Source organism: Streptomyces sp. NBC_01454, assembly GCF_036227565.1.
Classification (GTDB): Bacteria; Actinomycetota; Actinomycetes; order Streptomycetales; family Streptomycetaceae; genus Streptomyces.
Genome location: NZ_CP109460.1, coordinates 4,076,234 through 4,093,435, shown reverse-complemented (window position 1 = coordinate 4,093,435; position 17,202 = coordinate 4,076,234). Strand labels below are relative to the sequence as shown.

General features: G+C 70.9%; 14 protein-coding genes and 2 tRNA genes. 4 read left to right on the top strand and 12 right to left on the bottom strand.

Annotation, left to right across the window (positions count from 1 at the left end):
- The first annotated feature begins 254 nt into the window (after positions 1–254).
- Complete coding sequence (locus tag OIU81_RS18075) at positions 255–971, top strand: DUF5324 family protein (protein WP_329149114.1); 717 nt, start codon at positions 255–257, stop codon at positions 969–971.
- A 93-nt stretch (positions 972–1,064) separates the two neighbouring features.
- On the opposite strand, the gene OIU81_RS18070 is transcribed toward OIU81_RS18075, so the two are convergent.
- From OIU81_RS18070 to OIU81_RS18050, 5 genes are read right to left on the bottom strand one after another with little or no spacing between them, the layout of a single operon-like run.
- Positions 1,065–2,291, bottom strand: a complete 1,227-nt coding sequence (locus OIU81_RS18070) for an aminotransferase class I/II-fold pyridoxal phosphate-dependent enzyme (RefSeq protein WP_329149112.1) — start codon at positions 2,289–2,291, stop codon at positions 1,065–1,067.
- Positions 2,281–3,018 carry an alanyl-tRNA editing protein gene (locus OIU81_RS18065; RefSeq protein WP_329149111.1) on the bottom strand — a complete coding sequence of 246 codons (738 nt, stop codon included), beginning with the start codon at positions 3,016–3,018 and terminating at the stop codon, positions 2,281–2,283. The genes OIU81_RS18070 and OIU81_RS18065 overlap by 11 nt, the downstream gene beginning before the upstream one ends.
- Positions 3,011–3,985, bottom strand: coding sequence for a pyridoxal-phosphate dependent enzyme (locus tag OIU81_RS18060; RefSeq protein WP_329149109.1), 975 nt, complete (start codon positions 3,983–3,985; stop codon positions 3,011–3,013). Before OIU81_RS18060 ends, OIU81_RS18065 begins: the two co-directional genes overlap by 8 nt.
- The gene (locus tag OIU81_RS18055; protein ID WP_329149106.1) at positions 3,982–4,995 is read right to left on the bottom strand and encodes a DMT family transporter; all 1,014 of its coding nucleotides are present in this window, start codon (positions 4,993–4,995) and stop codon (positions 3,982–3,984) included. The genes OIU81_RS18060 and OIU81_RS18055 overlap by 4 nt, the downstream gene beginning before the upstream one ends.
- Positions 4,992–5,891: a GHMP family kinase ATP-binding protein gene (locus tag OIU81_RS18050; RefSeq protein ID WP_443074006.1), complete on the bottom strand. Its 900-nt coding sequence runs from the start codon at positions 5,889–5,891 to the stop codon at positions 4,992–4,994. The genes OIU81_RS18055 and OIU81_RS18050 overlap by 4 nt, the downstream gene beginning before the upstream one ends.
- A gap of 345 nt (positions 5,892–6,236) precedes the next feature.
- On the opposite strand from OIU81_RS18050, the gene OIU81_RS18045 reads away from it, so the two are divergent.
- On the top strand, positions 6,237–7,220 hold the full coding sequence (locus OIU81_RS18045) for a LysR family transcriptional regulator (RefSeq protein ID WP_329149101.1): 984 nt from the start codon (positions 6,237–6,239) through the stop codon (positions 7,218–7,220).
- Between the two features lie 122 nt (positions 7,221–7,342).
- Here the strand turns inward: OIU81_RS18045 and OIU81_RS18040 are convergent.
- Positions 7,343–7,418, bottom strand: a tRNA-Ala gene (locus tag OIU81_RS18040).
- A 127-nt stretch (positions 7,419–7,545) separates the two neighbouring features.
- Here OIU81_RS18040 and OIU81_RS18035 point away from each other — a divergent pair.
- Both OIU81_RS18035 and OIU81_RS18030 read left to right on the top strand, forming a co-directional pair.
- Positions 7,546–8,094, top strand: coding sequence for a helix-turn-helix domain-containing protein (locus OIU81_RS18035; protein WP_006604436.1), 549 nt, complete (start codon positions 7,546–7,548; stop codon positions 8,092–8,094).
- Between the two features lie 41 nt (positions 8,095–8,135).
- Positions 8,136–9,704, top strand: coding sequence for a serine/threonine-protein kinase (locus OIU81_RS18030; RefSeq protein ID WP_329149097.1), 1,569 nt, complete (start codon positions 8,136–8,138; stop codon positions 9,702–9,704).
- A 34-nt stretch (positions 9,705–9,738) separates the two neighbouring features.
- On the opposite strand, the gene OIU81_RS18025 is transcribed toward OIU81_RS18030, so the two are convergent.
- The 6 genes from OIU81_RS18025 to gyrA form a co-directional block, all read right to left on the bottom strand.
- Complete coding sequence (locus OIU81_RS18025) at positions 9,739–11,202, bottom strand: hypothetical protein (protein WP_329331145.1); 1,464 nt, start codon at positions 11,200–11,202, stop codon at positions 9,739–9,741.
- Positions 11,199–13,121 (bottom strand): vWA domain-containing protein, encoded by a 1,923-nt coding sequence (locus OIU81_RS18020; RefSeq protein ID WP_329149092.1) that lies wholly within the window; start codon positions 13,119–13,121, stop codon positions 11,199–11,201. The genes OIU81_RS18025 and OIU81_RS18020 overlap by 4 nt, the downstream gene beginning before the upstream one ends.
- Positions 13,122–13,362: 241 nt before the next feature.
- The gene (locus OIU81_RS18015; RefSeq protein ID WP_003958712.1) at positions 13,363–13,497 is read right to left on the bottom strand and encodes a DLW-39 family protein; all 135 of its coding nucleotides are present in this window, start codon (positions 13,495–13,497) and stop codon (positions 13,363–13,365) included.
- Between the two features lie 189 nt (positions 13,498–13,686).
- Positions 13,687–13,760, bottom strand: a tRNA-Ile gene (locus tag OIU81_RS18010).
- A gap of 87 nt (positions 13,761–13,847) precedes the next feature.
- Positions 13,848–14,525, bottom strand: coding sequence for a DUF3566 domain-containing protein (locus OIU81_RS18005; RefSeq protein WP_329149090.1), 678 nt, complete (start codon positions 14,523–14,525; stop codon positions 13,848–13,850).
- A 15-nt stretch (positions 14,526–14,540) separates the two neighbouring features.
- Positions 14,541–17,165 (bottom strand): DNA gyrase subunit A, encoded by a 2,625-nt coding sequence (gene gyrA, locus OIU81_RS18000; protein WP_329149088.1) that lies wholly within the window; start codon positions 17,163–17,165, stop codon positions 14,541–14,543.
- Positions 17,166–17,202: the final 37 nt, after the last annotated feature.

Sequence of the window (17,202 nt, the reverse complement as noted above, 5' to 3'; positions counted from 1 at the left end):
TCGGGCCACGCGCCACTCTTTCCCGCTGCCGGGCTCTTGACGGACTTCGTGCCGATTTCATGCGCCGGGAGCGGCAAACCGTGGCATTGTCGTCAACAAGGCTCCGGAAGGTCCGCAATGACCCGGATGCCCGCTCGCACATGCCGTGTGACGTCCGAGCGGGCATGATCTCCAAACGGGTGGACAGGCGATACAGCAGACACGGGGGACCAGGCCCCCTAGCCCCGGACAACGCCACCGAGGAGGAGGATCCCGTGACCCGCAAGGACAGCGTGCGCGCCGCGACCGGTACGGCCAGGGACAGCGTGCGACACGCCGCGGAGGTGGTGGCTCCGTATGCCGGTACGGCCAAGGACGCCGCCGTGCACTTCGCTCACGAAGCGCGTACGCGAGCGGCTCCCAAGGTGGCCGAGGCCGCCCACCAGGCACGCACGCAGTACGACGCCCATCTGCAGCCGCGGTTCGAGCACGCCCGTGGCACGCTGCCGCCCAAGGTGGACGCCGCGGCGACCCGCGCGGCCCGCCGGACCCGCAAGGCCGCCCGTCAGGCTGCCGACTACACCGCACCGCGGCTGGAGAACGCCGTGACCAGCGCGCGGGCCGCGGCCGAGCCGGTGCGTGACGAAGCCGTCGCCCGCGGTGCCGCCGCGCTCGCCGCGCTCCGCGGCCAGGTGACGGCCAAGGAGATCGCCAAGCTTCAGAAGAAGCACAGCCGGCGGGCCAAGTGCGGCAAGCTCGCCAAGCGCCTCACCGTGCTGGGCATCCTGGCCGGCGGTGCGATCGCCGCCTGGAAGTGGTGGGACAAGCAGGCCAACCCGGACTGGCTGGTCGAGCCGCCGGCTCCCACCGAGGTCAGCGACCGCGGCCGGCTGAGCGCGGTCGACGGCAGCCAGGGCGCCTCGCTCGACCCCGAGGTCCAGGCCAAGCAGGCCGACGCCGAGGCCGATGAACGCGGCGGCGGCAACACCTGACCCGACCGCCACCGGCTCACCGGGCCGTGTCCGCCCTCCCGTCCCGGGGGCCGGCGGGCACGGCCCGCTCGCATGCGGCCGTGGGGGACGTCCTCAGCCGAGCGCGGCGCGCAGGCGGGCGAAGGCCGTCCGCAGGACCGCCGGGTGGCTTGCCGCGTTGATGCGGAAGCAGCGGTCGAACGCCGCGCCGCCGAAGCTCTCGCCGGCGAGGACGTGTATGCCGCTGCTCTCCAGCGCCCCGGCGAACCGGCGCGCGTCCTGCTCCCCCGCGGCCTCGGCCCACACCAGGTACGTGGCGTCGGGGGCACTCGCACCGACGCGCACCGGCAGGCTCGCCAGCTCGTCGAGGACGAGCCGTACCCGCTCGGCGAGCTCCTCGCGCAGGGTGTGCAGCCAGGCGATGCCCTCCGGCCCGTAGCAGGCGACGGTGGCGAGGGCGCCGAGGCTGCCCGGGCGTCCCAGGAGGCTCTGCGGCAGCTCCGTGAGGGCTTGTGCCGAGCGCTCGGAGCCGTAGACGCTGGCGCTCTTCAGCCCGGGGATGTTGAACGCCTTCGACGCGGAGGTGAGGCCGAAGGCCCGTATCCCGTGGACGGCGGGGTCCGCGAACGCCGAGGGCATCGCGCGGCCGGGCATCCCCAGCGGAATGTGCACCTCATTGGAGAGCAGCAGAAGGTCGTGCTCCCGGCACACCTCGATCGCCCGGGACATCTCCTGGAGGGTCCAGGCCCGTCCGACCGGGTTGTGCGGCTGGCACACGATCCAGCCCCGGGCGCCCTCCCGGGCCGCGGTGGCCAGGGCGGCCCAGTCGTGCTGCCAGTGCCCCCCGGTGCGGCTCAGCGGGACGGCCACCGGTGCGAGGCCCGCCTCGCGGACCACCGTGAACAGATCGCCGTACACGGGTGTCTCGACGATGACGGGGCTGCCCGGCGCCAGACCGGACCGCATCAGGGAGCGCAGCCCGGTCAGCACGTCCGTGGTGCAGCGCAGCCCGGCGACGTCGGCGTCATGGTGCTCGGCCAGATAGCGCCCGCACGCCGCCTCCTGCGCCTCGGGCAGGCCGTAACCGATCTCGCCGAGGCCGACGGCCTCGACCAGGGCGGAGCGCAGGAACTCCGGTGGGTACAGGTCCATTTCGGCGACGCCGAGGCAGATGCGGTCGGGGGTGTCCGGGCCGATCTGCCACTTCAGGGTGCGGCGGGCGCGCAGCGCGTCGAGGTCGGTCAGGAAGCGCGGCCGCTCCGGCAGCCGGCCCGGGGAGGCGGGACGAACGGGGCGGGCCGGCGGCTGGTGGGCCGTCGCCGCCCGGAGGTCATTCGGCATTCCGGTCCAGTTCGATGTAGAGCCGGGTGCCGCCCTTGCCCTTGGTGCGGCGGCGCACGGACACCGTGCCCTGGATCTCCTTCGGGTGGCGGACGTGCGTCCCGCCGCACGGGATCTCCAGGTCTCCCGAGCGCCACACGAAGACGTCCTGGGTGCCGGGCAGCGGGTCGACGGTCGCCTCCGGGGAGCCGGCCAGCAACTCCGTGACGCGCTCCTGGATGCCGGGGACGGCGTCCGTCGCGATCGCGCAGTTGAAGTCGAAGCGGGCGGAGCTGTCGCTGATGTGGCAGCCGCGTGTCGACCGCGTCAGCCCCTGGGACGCGAGGTATTCGCCGGTCGCATGGAAGAGGAAGTGCGCCAGGGTGTGCATCTGCATGTGGTGCAGCCGGCGTTCCCAGTCGATCTCCATCGTGACCTGCTCGCCCACGGTGAGGGCACAGGGCTCCTCGAACTCGTGGTAGAACACCGCCTCGATGGTGGCGACTTCACCGTTGGGCAGCTGGAACGGGCGGCCACCGGCCTTCTGGACGTCGATGACGCGCTGCCCGTTGACCGTTCCCTGGTCGGCGACCTGACCGCCGGACTCCGCGTAGAAAACGGACTGGTCGAAGATCGCGTAGCGGTCACTGACCTGCAGAACCGTCGCCGTGCCCGTGGTGGCGTAAGGGTCGTGGTGGAAAAGCTGCTTGGTGGGCGGGCAAGAGCTCCACAGGGCGGCTTCAATCACTGCTGTCTCCCCAGTTCAGTAGCGTGGTGCCATACAGTTCGCCGCGGTCGGCGAAGAAGGTGAGGATCTCACCGTCGGCGTCCGGCCCCAGGGCGGCGGCGAGCTGGCGCGCCCCCATGTAGCAGACGCCGGAGGAGCCGCCCACGCTGATCCCGTGGGCCGCCAACTCCTGGACTCCGGCACAGGCTTGGGCATCGGACACCTGGAACACCCCGGCCACGCGGTCCCGGGCGGAGTCGATGACGGCCGGGATCCGGTTCTGGTTGCCGGTGCCGCGCAGGATGCTGGGGGCGGGGTCGCCGCCGAAGGTGATGGAGCCGTGCCGGTCGCCGACATAGGAGCGGATGCCCTCGGCGTGCAGCATGGCGGACAGCGCGGAGAAGTGACCGCCGCTGCCCACGCAGAAGATGCCGGCGGTGATGCGGGCGAAGTCCAGCGTGCGTCTCAGGTGGGGGACCACCCAGCGGGTGTAGACCTCGGGGTTGAGCGGGCTGTCGTTCTGGTTGGTCCAGTAGTAGTCGGGGTGTTCCGCCCGCAGCTGCTGGAGCAGGTCGTCCCGGGCCTGCTGGAAACCGAGGACGGGGTGCGGCGCGGGGGCGAGGTGCAGCACGGCCCCCGCCAGCTCGATCTTGCGCCGGGTCACGGCCGGGATGCCGGGGTCGGACACCAGGTGGATCTCATGGCCGAGCAGGCGGCCCGCGGCCGCCAGGCCCAGGCCCAGCGACCCGGAGGTGGACTCGATCACCGGCTGGCCCTCGGCGAGCAGGCCGTGCTCCCTGGCCAGGAGCAGCAGTCCGAGGCCGAGGATGGACTTGAAGCTGGTCTCGGTGGCGGGGCTGCCGTGTATCGCGCGCAGGACGAGGCGGGTGTCGCCGACGCGGCCGGCGTGGAGGGTGGTCAGCCGGCTGAGCCCGTCGAGGACGGCGTAGGGATCGACGCGGTCCGGGGGCGCGGCGGTGACGGTCATGAACGGCCCTCCAGAAGGTTCTTGGCCCAGAAGATCGAGATGAGGAGGATGGCGATGCCCGCCAGCTGGATCAGGCTGAGTTCCTGGCCGAACAGGACGAAGCCGTACGCGGCCGCGGCGACCGGCTGGAGCAGCACGTAGACGGCGGCCAGCTGCAGCCGCAGGAACTTCACCGCGTGCGCCATGAGGGTCTGCCCGAGCACCTGGGAGGTCACGGCGAGCGCGATCAGCACCAGCCAGCCCTTGGCCGTCGTCGGCCACAGGCTCTCGCCGAGGACGGCGGCGACGACGAAGCAGGCCACGGCGCAGGCCAGGCTCAGGGTGGCCATGATGCGGGTCGCCTCGTAGCGCTCGCGCAGGCCCTTGGTCACGACGAGGAACAGGGCGTAGAACACGGCGGTCAGCAGGGCGAGTACGTCACCGCGCAGGTGCTGCGGGTCGAGGCCGGTGCCCAGGATGACGAGGATGTACAGGCCGCCGAGGGCCAGCAGCGCCGGGAAGAGGAGCTTCCACGGGATGCGGTCCCCGAAGAGGAAGAACAGCAGCGGGGCGATGAGGAACGGCACCAGGTTGGCCAGGAGGTTGGCCTCGGCCAGCGAGGTGTAGAGGAACGAGATGTTCCACAGGCACAGGTCGGCCGCGAGGAACAGCCCGCCGAGCACGATCAGGAAGCGGTCGCGCGGCGTCACCTTGGCCTGCTTGGCCGGGACTTCGCCCTCCCCCGGGGCCTGGCCGCCCTTGGCTGTCCTGCCCGCGCGCCGCGACAGGGCGACGGACATCCCGAGCAGCAGCGGGACGGCGAAGAGGGAACGGTAGGCGCCGGTGGCGACCGGGCCGATCTCGCTGATCCGTACGAACACCCCGCCCAGGGCCAGGCAGCACACGGCGAGCAGCACCATGCCCTGGTAGTGGGCCTGGGACCGGGTACGGGGCGGCGGGCTCGGGTCCGGCGCGGCCGGCTCGGGAGCGGCCCCCGGGTCGGGGGCCGTGCTGGTGGTGCTGGTCGTCAACGCTGGGCCTCTTTCAGGGTGAATGTCTCGCTGGTGTATCCGCAGGTCTCCAGCTGCGAGCGGCATTCCCGGACCCGCAGGTCGTGATCCGGCTGGTGGCGGGAGAAGATGAGCCCCGCGAGAGTGCCGCTGTGCGCGATGCAGACGCCCAGGGCGCCCAGGTCGTGCTGGATCCGCCGCAGGTCCTCCAGGGACTTCTTGGGCAGCCGGTCGTTGTGCAACTCGGCGCTCCGGGTGGCGACTTCGGCCGCGGCCGCGTAGTCGTCGGCCCGCAAGGCGGTGTCGAGCTGCGCGAAGAGCTGTTCGTAGACCCGCGCCTTGCCCAGGTCCTCGGGGCTCTCCTGATGGAACTCCTCGGTGCGCACCCAGCCGCCCTCGTCGATGCCGACGATGGTCCAGCGCAGGTCCGTGCGGTACGCGTGCAGGAGCCGGTGGGTGCGCTGTGCGCAGGCCGCGACTCCGGGGTGCAGGAGGTAGTCGCCGTACTCCAGCTTCCGGGCCACGGAGAGCGCCAGTGCGTGCACGACCGGCTCCGGGGTCTCCGGGTGCAGGCTGCGTATGCACAGCTGAGCGGTCGCCAGAATGTCCGCGGTGGAGCTGGCGTAGCCCTTCGCCACCGGGATGTTGGACTCGATCTCGATAGTGCAGTCGGGTGCGCCGTGTCCTAACTCGGCGCTCAGCAATTCAAAAGCAGAAAGGGCCTTGACCCGGTCACCAGGAGTGATGCCGAGTCGCTTCTTACCCGTGCCCTCATACGGGCACAACCGAGCCTGGCTTTTCAACTCCTCGATCGGGGCAGTGAAAAGAAAATGCTCGAACCCATGCGCACCAAAGGTATACCCCTGGAGAATTTCTCCGAAAGTGCCATGGATCGCTGTGACGATCTCGGCAGGCATGGGCGCAGTTCTATACGGCCATGATCGGAACCGCAATCCAAGTTGTCCTTTAGGTATCCATAAAAGTCATTTTGGAGACCGGAAAGGAGTGCCCACTTCACACCATTTAACCCTTTTGAGGCGGCAAGCGGACGGAATCTTCGCCCCATTTACCCCACTTACGACGGGCACAACTGGAATCCGGATTTCCGTACTCCATTTCTCGCACCCCCATCTCTTTACCTCTGCTTGGGGTTAACTTTGCTGTCGACGCTGCCCGGCAGGCGACTTCGACGACTTCCCCGTCTTTTCCATGTCTGCTCAATGGGGTTGAACGGAAACATGGCAATTCCGTATGCTCGCCGAGTGATCGAGCCCCGCCACCTTCGTGTACTGCATGCCGTGATGAAGGCCGGTTCATTCACCGCCGCCGCACGTGAGCTGAACTGCACGCAACCGGCAGTCAGTCAGCAGATAAAAGCTCTTGAGAAGTCTGTGGGAATGCCGATCCTGGCCCGCTCGGGGCGGGACGCACGTCTCACGGAAGCCGGCGAGATCCTCGCGCGGCACGCCACCTCCATCCTCGCCCGGCTGACCGCGGCCGAGGAGGAGATAGCCGCCATCGTGGGCCTGCACGCGGGCTGCGTGCGGCTGGTCTCCTTCCTCAGCGGCACCGCCACGGTGATCCCGCCCGCCCTGGCCACCATGCGCGCGGCGCAGCCGGACATCGAGGTCACGCTCAGCGAGGCCACGCCGCCGCGCGCCATCGCCATGCTGCGCGACGGCGACTGCGACATCGCACTGGCCTTCCGCTATCCGGAGCTCCCCGGCACGCCCCCGCGCGCAACTGCCGCATATCCGGACGAACTCGGCGCGAAGGAGACGGAAGACTCCGACTGGGACGGCCTGGTCGCGCATCCCCTGCTGACCGACCGCCTCATCGGCCTGCTCCCCGAGGGCCATCACCTCGCCGGCGCGGACACACTGGAACTCGCCGATCTGGCCGACGACACCTGGATCCTCGGCTGTGCGAGCTGCCGCCGCCATGTGGTGAAGGTCTGCGAGAGCAGCGGGTTCACCCCCCGGATGGACCTGACCACCGATGACTACCCCACGGTGATCGGCCTGGTCGGCGCGGGCATGGGGGTGGCCGTCCTGCCGGAGCTGGCGCTGAGTTCCGTGCCGTCCGAGGCGATCCGCCTGGTCCCCGTCGTCCCCACCATCCCGCGGGAGGTCGTCGCCCTGACCTTGCCCGCCCACGAATCCGTACCGGCGGTCCGGCTCATGCTCCAGCACCTGGGAAGCGCCGCCCGCCTTGCCGTGCAGGAGCCGTCGACGGCACCGGGCTGAGCGCGGCGCGACGGACGGGGCGTTCCTCGGCGCACCGGCCTCCGCCGCCGCGGCACCGGCCCGCGAAGCCGGCACAAAAAAGACCCCTCCGACCGCGTTTTCGCAGGTCGGAGGGGTCTTTATGGTGGAGCCTAGGGGAGTCGAACCCCTGACATCTGCCATGCAAAGACAGCGCTCTACCAACTGAGCTAAGGCCCCTTCGCGCACCAGGGTACCCGGTGTCCGGCCGCTTTCCCGACCGGGTATCGCCGCGCACCGTCGCTCTCCGTAGGATGCTTCGCGAGATTCGCGGCAGCGAAGCCACCGGGGAGACAGGGGAGACGGTATGGACGCAGCACAGCAGGAAGCCACCGCGCGGGCCCGGGAGCTGCAGCGCAGTTGGTACGGGGAGCCGCTGGGTGCGTTGTTCCGCCGTCTCATCGACGATCTCGGCCTCAACCAGGCCCGGCTCGCCTCCGTGCTCGGGCTGTCCGCCCCGATGCTGTCCCAGCTGATGAGCGGGCAGCGCGCAAAGATAGGCAACCCGGCCGTGGTGCAGCGCGTGCAGGCGCTGCAGGATCTGGCCGGCCAGGTCGCCGACGGCAGCGTCAGCGCCGCCGAGGCGACCGACCGCATGGAAGAGATCAAGAAGACGGCGGGGGGCTCGGTGCTCAACAACACCGCACAGCAGACATCTTCGACCGGAGCGACCACGGTGCGGCGCGTGGTGCGCGAGATCCAGTCGCTGCTGCGGTCCGTCTCCGACGCCGGGGACATCATCGATGCGGCGAACACCCTCGCCCCCGCTCACCCCGAACTGGCAGAGTTCCTCCGGGTTTACGGTGCCGGTCGCACCGCGGACGCGGTCGCCCACTACGAGGCGCACCAGAGTTAGCCACAGGGGACCTTGCGAGTTCAGACAGCGGACGGGGCGCCATGGGTGAGATCTTCGCCGGCCGGTACGAGCTGATCGACCCGATCGGGCGGGGCGGGGTGGGCGCGGTCTGGCGCGCCTGGGACGCCCGGCGCCGCCGCTACGTCGCGGCCAAGGTGCTGCAGCAGAGCGATGCGCACACGCTGCTGCGCTTCGTCCGCGAGCAGGCACTGCGGATCGACCACCCGCATGTGCTGGCCCCGGCGAGCTGGGCCGCGGATGACGACAAGGTGCTGTTCACCATGGATCTGGTGAACGGCGGCTCCCTGGCGCATCTGATCGGGGATTACGGCCCGCTGCCGCCGCGGTTCGTGTGCGTCCTGCTGGACCAGCTGCTGGCCGGGCTGACCGCGGTGCATGCGGAGGGCGTGGTGCACCGTGACATCAAGCCGGCGAACATCCTGCTGGAGGCCACCGGTACCGGCCGTCCGCATCTGCGGCTGTCGGACTTCGGCATCGCGATGCGCAAGGGGGAGCCACGACTCACCGAGGCCAACTATGTGGTGGGCACGCCCGGTTACTTCGCGCCGGAGCAGATGCTGGGCGCCGAACCGGACTTCCCCGCCGACCTGTTCGCGGTCGGCCTGGTCGCGCTCTATCTGATCACCGGGGTCAAGCCGGACGCCGAGGGCCTGACCGACCACTTCGAGCAGCGCGGCATCCCGGACGCGCCCGAGGGTGTGCCGGAGCCGCTGTGGCAGGTGCTGGCGTCCCTGGTGCACCCCGACCCGGACGCGCGCTTCAAGACGGCCACCGGGGCGCGCAAGGCCATCCTCTCGGCGGTCGAACTGCTGCCGGAGATGACGATCGAGGACGAGATAGTCGAGGTCTTCGACCACATAGGCCCGCTGCCGGCCGGCTTCGGGCCGGCCGGGCCGCTGAGAGCCGCCGGGGGCGCCACGGGGCCCGCGACCGCCGGCGCCACCGCGGGCACCGCCTCCACCGGGCACCTCTCCATGTCGGACACCGGCAGCTTCCAGCTGGCCCCACCGGAGCCGAGCACCTCGCCCACGCCCACTCCCGCGCCCGCGCGGACGCCCACGCCCAGGCCGGGAACGCTGCCACCGCCGGGCCCTGCGCCCACGGGCCATGGCGGTCCGCCGACGGGGTACGGCAGTGCGCCCATGGGTCGAATGGGCACGGCCACCGGCCAGGTGGGGACACCGACAGGCCAGGTGGGCACGCCGACGGGTCAGACAGGTCCGTCCACGGGCCAGGTGGGGCCGTCCACCGGCCATGGCGCCCCGGCCGCCCCGGTGGGCCCCGCCGGGCCGGGCACCTCGTCCGGCATGCCCCTGCCGACGTCCCCGCCCCCGCCCCCGGCACCCGCGTACGAGCCGACGGCCGCCGTCCACCCGGAGCACTCCGCGACCCGCCCCTACACGGCGGGCCCGCAGCCGCTGCCCGTCCGGCACCCGGCCGGTGCACCCGTCGCCGCGCCGGCCGCGCCGGCCGCGGCACCGCCCGCCCCGTACCGGAGACCGGGCCCCCCGGCGAAGGTCGCGATCCCGGTGCTGATCGTGGCCCTGCTGTGCATCGCGGTCGGCGTCTGGGCGCTGCTGACGGCCTGACACCACGCCACGGGCGCAGCGGCCGCCGACCCTGCTACCAGCCCCGTGGCGGCCCGAACTGTGCGTCCCGCTGCCCCTGTTGGGTGGTTTGGGTCGACTGCCCGGGCACGGCGGGCGGTGCGGCCGGCTCACCGGAGGCGTGCGCCGCGACGGCCAAAACCGGCGCCGAGCGCCGGGCCACCAGCGTCCACGTCCCGAGCCCCGCCAGCAGCACCACCCCGGTGCCGATACCGGCGTAGGCCACCGTCATCAGGACGCCGCTCTTCTCCGTCTCCCGCGCCTCCTGCGCGGTCTGCCCCTTGCGCGCCGTCTCCCGGTCCTCGGGCGTGACGGAGAAGATGCCGGCCGGCTGGGTGTAGCCGGGACCGGCCTTGGCGTGGAGCCGGACGTCCACCCGGAGCGTGAGGTCCGTGCCCTTGGGGAAGTACCGTGCGGCATCGGGGTGCAGGGAGACCGCGAGGTAGTACCAGCCCGCGAACCGCATCGCGCTGACCGCGTCGACGGGGTTGAAGCGGTTGCCGTAGTCGACCGGCGCGGTGAACTGCTTGGCGGCGGCGGGCTCGCCCCGGTACGGGACGAAGGTGGCACCGCCGACCGCGCCGCGGGCCGGGTTGTAGACGCCCAGCCCCAGGGCGCTGGCGATGAATCCGGAGGTTCTGCCGATGGCTTTGCCGGTGGTGGTGCCGGTGGTGCTGCCGGTGGTGGTGCCGGTCGCGTTCGGCAGCTCCGCGCTGAGGTTGAGGCGCTGTCCCCAGTCCACCGGGACGCGGTAGAAGCGGGTTTCGCCGGGCCGGATCCGGTCCGTCCAGACGCCCGAGGTCACCGAGCCCGCGTCGTTGAAGCCGGTGCCGCCCCGGGCGGTGCGTTGGGTGGGGTCCGTGCGCGGTGCGGGCGTCGCGGTGCTCCAGGTGCCCTGGCCGGGCCGGGCGGGGGTGTTGCCCTTGAGCGGAGGCTCTTCGAGGTAGTCCAGTTCGATCGGCCAGCTGTCGGGGCCGGAGGCCGCCGAGCCCTGCCGGGTGAGCACCAGGTAGTACGGGCCGGCCTTCTGGCAGGCCGTGCGGTCGGGGCCGATGCGGCGGGTGGCGTAGTCGGCGATCGGATACGCCATGCCACCGCCGTGGAAGAACGGGCTGGCTCCCGTGTCGCAGGTAGTGCCGCTGCTGTCCTGGACATTGATGGTCAGCTTGTCGCCGTAGTCCCGGACCTTGGTGCCGGGCCGGGGAGCCGCCACCGCCGAGAAGTACGCGTTCGTCCGGTCGTCCAGGATGACCGAGTAGTACTTCTTCTCGCCGCGCTTGATGCTGTCGGTGTGCAGTCCGGGACTCAGTCGCGGTGCGTCGGAGTTGCTGGGCGTGCCCCCGACCCGTGTGGCACCGTTCGCGGTGCGGTAGCCGGGGATCGTGTCGGCCGAAGCCACACCCACCGCCCCCGGCAGCACCGCCACCGCGCCGAGCGTCGCCAGTACGGCGATGCCCCTGTGCGTCCTGCGCGCCGTCACCACGAGCCACCCCTCCTCGGATCCGCGTTCCCGTCGGCAGCGGCCGGCCGACGACGGGGACGTACGTAGGCCGGCGCCAGTCCGGCCAGCAGCAGGACGCCCACCCCGCCGACGGCGACCGCCGCCACACGTCCTGTGGACCATCCTCCACCGCTGTCCTGCGCGGTGTCCGCCGAGGGCCCGGAATCCCTCCGGGAGGCCGCGGCCATCGAACCCCCGGCCTGCGGGCCGGGCTTCTCCTTGCCCAGCACCGCGACCCGCAGCACCACGCCGACCTGCGGGCTCTCCGCGATCTGGGAGGCCCTGGCGCCCAGCGTCACCGAAAGGTAGAAGTCGCCCTTGTCGTGCACGGGAACGACGTCGGGGTGCGACTCGTAGCGGTTGGTCCAGGCGACCGGGACCGTCCCCATGCTGAGCGACGCCGGCCGGCCGTTGTAGCGCACCTGCGGGCTGAATTCACCGGTGCCGCTGCCGACCGGTGTACGAAACGGTGTGTAGACCTGGGTGCGGCCGTAGGACGCCGAGGCACTGGAACCCTGAATCCTCGGCTCGTTGCCGAACTCCACGTCATAGCGCAGCTGCTGGCCCCAGCCGACCGGCACCTTGTACCAAAGGGTCTGCGCCGGCAGGACCTTGTCCCGCCAGACGCCCTGGTGCAGCGTGGGAGCGTCATTGAAGCCGGTGCCGCCGGTGACGTCCTCGGGGGCCGTGGCGGGCAGCGTGGCGCCCTTGCCGCCCGCGCCGTACTCCGGTGCGGACCGTGCCGGCGTGACGCCCTTCTCCAGCGGATGTTCCACGTGAAACGTCAGCTCCAGCGGCCACCGGGCGGCGTCCGAGCCCTTGGCGGCCCTGCGCTCGACGACCAGCCAATACCGCCCGGCCTTGTCACAGCCGCCGGTGCCGCGCTGTGTGGGGATCCGGCTGACGCCCACGGTCAGCGGTGTCGCGCCCTCCCGCTGCCCGAACAGCGCGGTGGTGGAGTCGCAGACGCCGACGCCGCCGTGGGCGACCCGGGTGCGCAGCGCGTCGAGGGAGCCGACGGCCGCACCGGGCGGGGGCACGGCGGTCGCCGAGAAATCTGCCGCCGAGGCGGCATCCAGATCGGTGGCGTAGTACCGCTCCTCGTGGGGCCCGAGGGAGTCCAGATACTGCCCGGGGACGAGGACCGGTGCCCCGTTGCGGGTCGCCGTGCCGTGGACCTGCTGCCCCTTGAAGCGGTAGCCGGCCGCGGAGAGTTGGCCGGCCCGCTGGAGCCGGCGGGCGAGCGTCTTGGCGTCCGGGGCGTCGTAGTACCGCCCGTTGCCGGCCTTGGCGACGCACTCCAGCTGTGCACGGGCCCGGCCCGCCACCCGGAAGCCGACGGTGTCGATGTGCAGATCGACACCGTCGGCGGCGAGTTGGGCGGCGACCTTGCAGGGCTGCGGCGTCCGGCAGGTGTCCGCGCCATCGGATATCAGCAGGATCGTGCGCCGGCCGAGCGCGCCGGCCGCGGGCCGGGGAAGGTCCGCCGCCGCCTTGCGCAGGGAGAGCCCGAGGGGGGCGTCACCCTTCGGACGGACGCCCGCCACGGCCTTCTTGAGGCCCGCCCGGTCAAGGGCGGCGACCGGCTGGACGAGCCGGGTGTCATCGCACCCCTCGGTCCTGTCGGCGCCGTAGACCCGCAGGCCGGTGGGGTAGCCGTCGGGCATCGCGTCGACGGCCGTGCCGACGGCCTTACGGGCGGCGCCGATCCGGGTGCCGCCGGAGCCGTCCTTCCCCGCCGTCGAGCCGGAGGCGTCGAGCACCATCACCAATCCGGTGCCCGCGGCGACCGGCCCCCTGTCCGGCACGGCCGCGGCGGCCTGAAGCGGCCCGGCGGCCAGGGCCACCAGCAGCCACCCGAGCAACGCCGGCACCCCCCTGCGTGATCGTCGCGCCATGCGCCGCCCCCCTTGTGCCCTGCTGGTCACGTCACCGACAGAATGTTTGCCTATGCAAGCAAATGGTGTGCTATAGCAAATTCAAGAGGACCGCCGTCACGCTCCAGCGACGGCCATCAGCCACCCCGGCGCAGCCGCCGGCCCCCGCCCCGCAGAGCGCCCCGCCCGCCCCGGGATGCACGAAACCCCGACCACCCAGGGGCAGTCGGGGTCCGTACGAATGTGCTGTGCGTGTGGGGTCTCAGACACCCGAACCTGCGGGCACGGAGTCGGTCGCCTCCGTCCACAGATCCTGCTCGGCGCGATCCGCCTGGATCTGGCGGTACACGAGGAGCCCGCCGATGGCGGCCAGTGCGACCAGGAGAAGCTTCTTCACCGCGCGACCTCGTCTTTCGTTGACGTAGGGGACCTATGTCGGCCGATGATACACACCGGTTGATACCGATCGGTTACCTAGCCCACAGTCGGCAACACCTCGTGCGCGGCGCCTGCCACGAGCCAACTTGCGCCCGCACAGAACGAATCGGCCCGGCCGGAGAAATCTCCGGCCGGGCCGACTGTGCGGTGCGGCTACCAGGACTTGAACCTGGGGCCTCTTCCTTATCAGGGAAGCGCTCTAACCGTCTGAGCTATAGCCGCGCGTTCGCTGCACCGAAAGATTAGCGCACTTCAGAGGCGTTCCCAAAATCGGATCAGGGAGCCCTGCGCACACCCGTCCGTGCGGGCTCACTCATCCTCGGCGAGGGTGAGCTCGACACCGCCGACGAAGCCCGCCGACAGGTTGTAGATGAACGCCCCGAGCGTGGCCAGCGCGGTCGCCAGCACCACATCGATCACCGCGATGATCGAGGTGAACAGCAGCACCCGCGGCAGCGACAGCAACGACTGCACATCGAAGCCGGAACCGTCGCCGGAGCCGGTGGCGTCGCTGATCGTCCCGCCGACCGTGGAGAAGACGCCCATGGCGTTCATGACCATCCACAGCACCGCGACGGCCACCACCGTGCAGATGCCCAGCGCGATGGAGAGCAGGAAGCTGACCTTCATCACCGACCACGGATCGGCGCGGGCCACCCGCAGCCGCGCCTTGCGGGTCCGCGGGGCCGTGCGGGCGCCCGTACGCGGCAGGCGCACCGCGGCCCCGCCCTGCTGTCCGCCGCCGGTGGGATACGCCTGAGGCGGCTCGTAGGGCTGCGAGGAGCCGCCCTCGGGCTTGCCTTGCGGCTGCGGTTGCGGCTGACGGGTATCGGTCACGGGTCCCCCCTGGTGCGAGCCCTCGTCCCGGGGGCCGGTGTCAGAAACGGCGGAGCCACGGGCGCCGGCATCCGTCACGGTGGCGGATTTCGACGAGGAGCCCTTGCCGGCTCCCGGTCCCTCCGCTGCAGCGCCCGTGGCTCCACTCACGACCTACTCCTCGTACTACTCCGCCGTGGGCTGCTCGCCCTCGGCCACGGTGGGCTCGGTTCCCTCGGCCGCGTCGGTCTCGTCGGGTCCCTCGACCCCGTCGACCTCCTCGGCCTCACGGCCGGCCTCGGCGTTCCGTGCGATGCCCACGACGGCATCACGCTTGCCCAGGTTGATCAGTTGGACGCCCATGGTGTCACGGCCGGTCTCGCGCACTCCGTTGACCCGCGTACGGATCACGCCACCGCCGAGCGTGATCGCGAGGATCTCATCGGTCGCCTCGACGACCAGCGCGCCGACCAGCGAACCCCGGTCCTCCACGATCTTGGCGGCCTTGATGCCCAGACCGCCACGGCCCTGGACACGGTACTCGTCGACCGGAGTGCGCTTGGCGTAGCCGCCGTCCGTCGCGGTGAAGACGTACGTACCGGCGCGGACCACGTTCATCGAGAGCAGTTCATCGCCCTCGCGGAAGCTCATGCCCTTCACACCGGAGGTGGCGCGGCCCATCGGGCGCAGCGCGTCGTCGGTCGCGGTGAACCGGATCGACTGCGCCTTCTTGCTGATCAGCAGCAGATCGTCGGTCTCCGACACCAGCTCGGCGCCGATCAGCTCGTCGTCCGTGCCGTCCTCCTGCTCGCGCAGGTTGATCGCGATCACACCGCCGGAGCGGGGCGAGTCGTAGTCCTTGAGCGGCGTCTTCTTCACCAGGCCGGCCTTGGTGGCGAGCACCAGATACGGCACTGCCTCGTAGTCGCGGATCGCCAGGATCTGCGCGATCTGCTCGTCCGGCTGGAAGGCGAGGAGATTGGCCACATGCTGACCCCGCGCGTCACGCCCCGCGTCGGGGAGCTCGTACGCCTTGGCGCGGTAGACCCGGCCCTTGTTCGTGAAGAACAGCAGCCAGTGGTGGGTCGTGGAGACGAAGAAGTGGTCGACGATGTCGTCTTCCTTGAGCTTCGTGCCCCGCACGCCCTTGCCGCCGCGCTTCTGCGAGCGGTAGTCGTCGGTCTTGGTGCGCTTCACATAGCCGCCACGGGTGATCGTGACGACGATGTCCTCCTCGGCGATCAGGTCCTCGATGGACATGTCGCCCTCGAAGGGCACCAGCTTGGAGCGCCGGTCGTCGCCGAACTTCTCGACGATCGCGGCGAGTTCCTCGCTGATGATCTGGCGCTGGCGCTCCGGGGAGGCCAGGATCGCGTTGTACTCGCTGATCTTGCGCTGCAGCTCGTCGTGCTCGGCGGTGATCTTCTGGCGCTCCAGGGCGGCCAGCCGGCGCAGCTGCATCTCCAGGATCGCGTTCGCCTGGATCTCGTCGATGGTCAGCAGGCCCATCAGGCCCTCGCGCGCCACCTCGACCGTGTCACTGCGCCGGATCAGCGCGATGACCTCGTCGATGGCGTCCAGCGCCTTGAGCAGACCGCGCAGGATGTGCGCCCGCTCCTCGGCCTTGCGCAGCCGGAACTGCGTCCGGCGGACGATGACCTCGACCTGGTGCGTGACCCAGTTGCGGATGAACGCGTCCAGCGAGAGCGTGCGCGGCACCCCGTCGACCAGGGCGAGCATGTTGGCGCCGAAGTTGGTCTGCAGATCGGTGTGCTTGTAGAGGTTGTTGAGGACGACCTTGGCGACCGCGTCGCGCTTGAGGACGATGACCAGGCGCTGGCCGGTGCGCGAGGAGGTCTCGTCGCGGACGTCCGCGATACCGCCGACCTTGCCGTCCTTGACCAGGTCGGCGATCTTCTGCGCGAGGTTGTCCGGGTTGACCTGGTAGGGCAGCTCGGTGACCACCAGGCACTGGCGGTTCTGGATCTCCTCGACCTCGACCACCGCGCGCATCGTGATCGAGCCGCGGCCGGTGCGGTAGGCCTCCTCGATGCCCTTGCGGCCGACCACCAGGGCGCCGGTGGGGAAGTCGGGGCCCTTGATCCGCTCGATCAGCGCCTCGAGCAGCTCCTCGTGGGAGGCTTCCGGGTTCTCCAGCGCCCACTGGGCACCGGCGGCGACCTCACGGAGGTTGTGCGGCGGGATGTTGGTGGCCATACCGACCGCGATGCCCGCCGAGCCGTTGATCAGCAGGTTCGGGAAGCGGGCCGGCAGGACCGTCGGCTCCTGGTTACGGCCGTCGTAGTTGTCCTGGAAGTCGACGGTGTCCTCGTCGATGTCCCGGAGCATCTCCATCGACAGCGGCGCCATCTTGCACTCGGTGTACCGCATGGCCGCGGCCGGGTCGTTGCCCGGAGAGCCGAAGTTGCCGTTGGAGTCCACCAGCGGCATCCGCATCGACCAGGTCTGCGCCAGGCGGACCAGGGCGTCGTAGATCGAGGAGTCACCGTGCGGGTGGTACGTACCCATGACGTCGCCGACGACGCGGGCGCACTTGTAGAAGCCCTTCTCGGGGCGGTAGCCGCCGTCGTACATCGCATAGAGCACCCGGCGGTGGACGGGCTTGAGGCCGTCCCGGACGTCGGGCAGCGCACGCGAGACGATGACGGACATCGCGTAGTCGAGGTAGGAGCGCTGCATCTCCGTTTCGAGCCCGACGGGCTCGACGCGCATGCCCACGCCTTCGATGGCGGCGGGCGTGCCCTCGGCGGTCACGCCATCCGGGGTCACAGGGGTGTTCTCGTCGGCCATGCTGGTTCAAAGTCCTTTCGAGCTGCGGCTGTTGTAC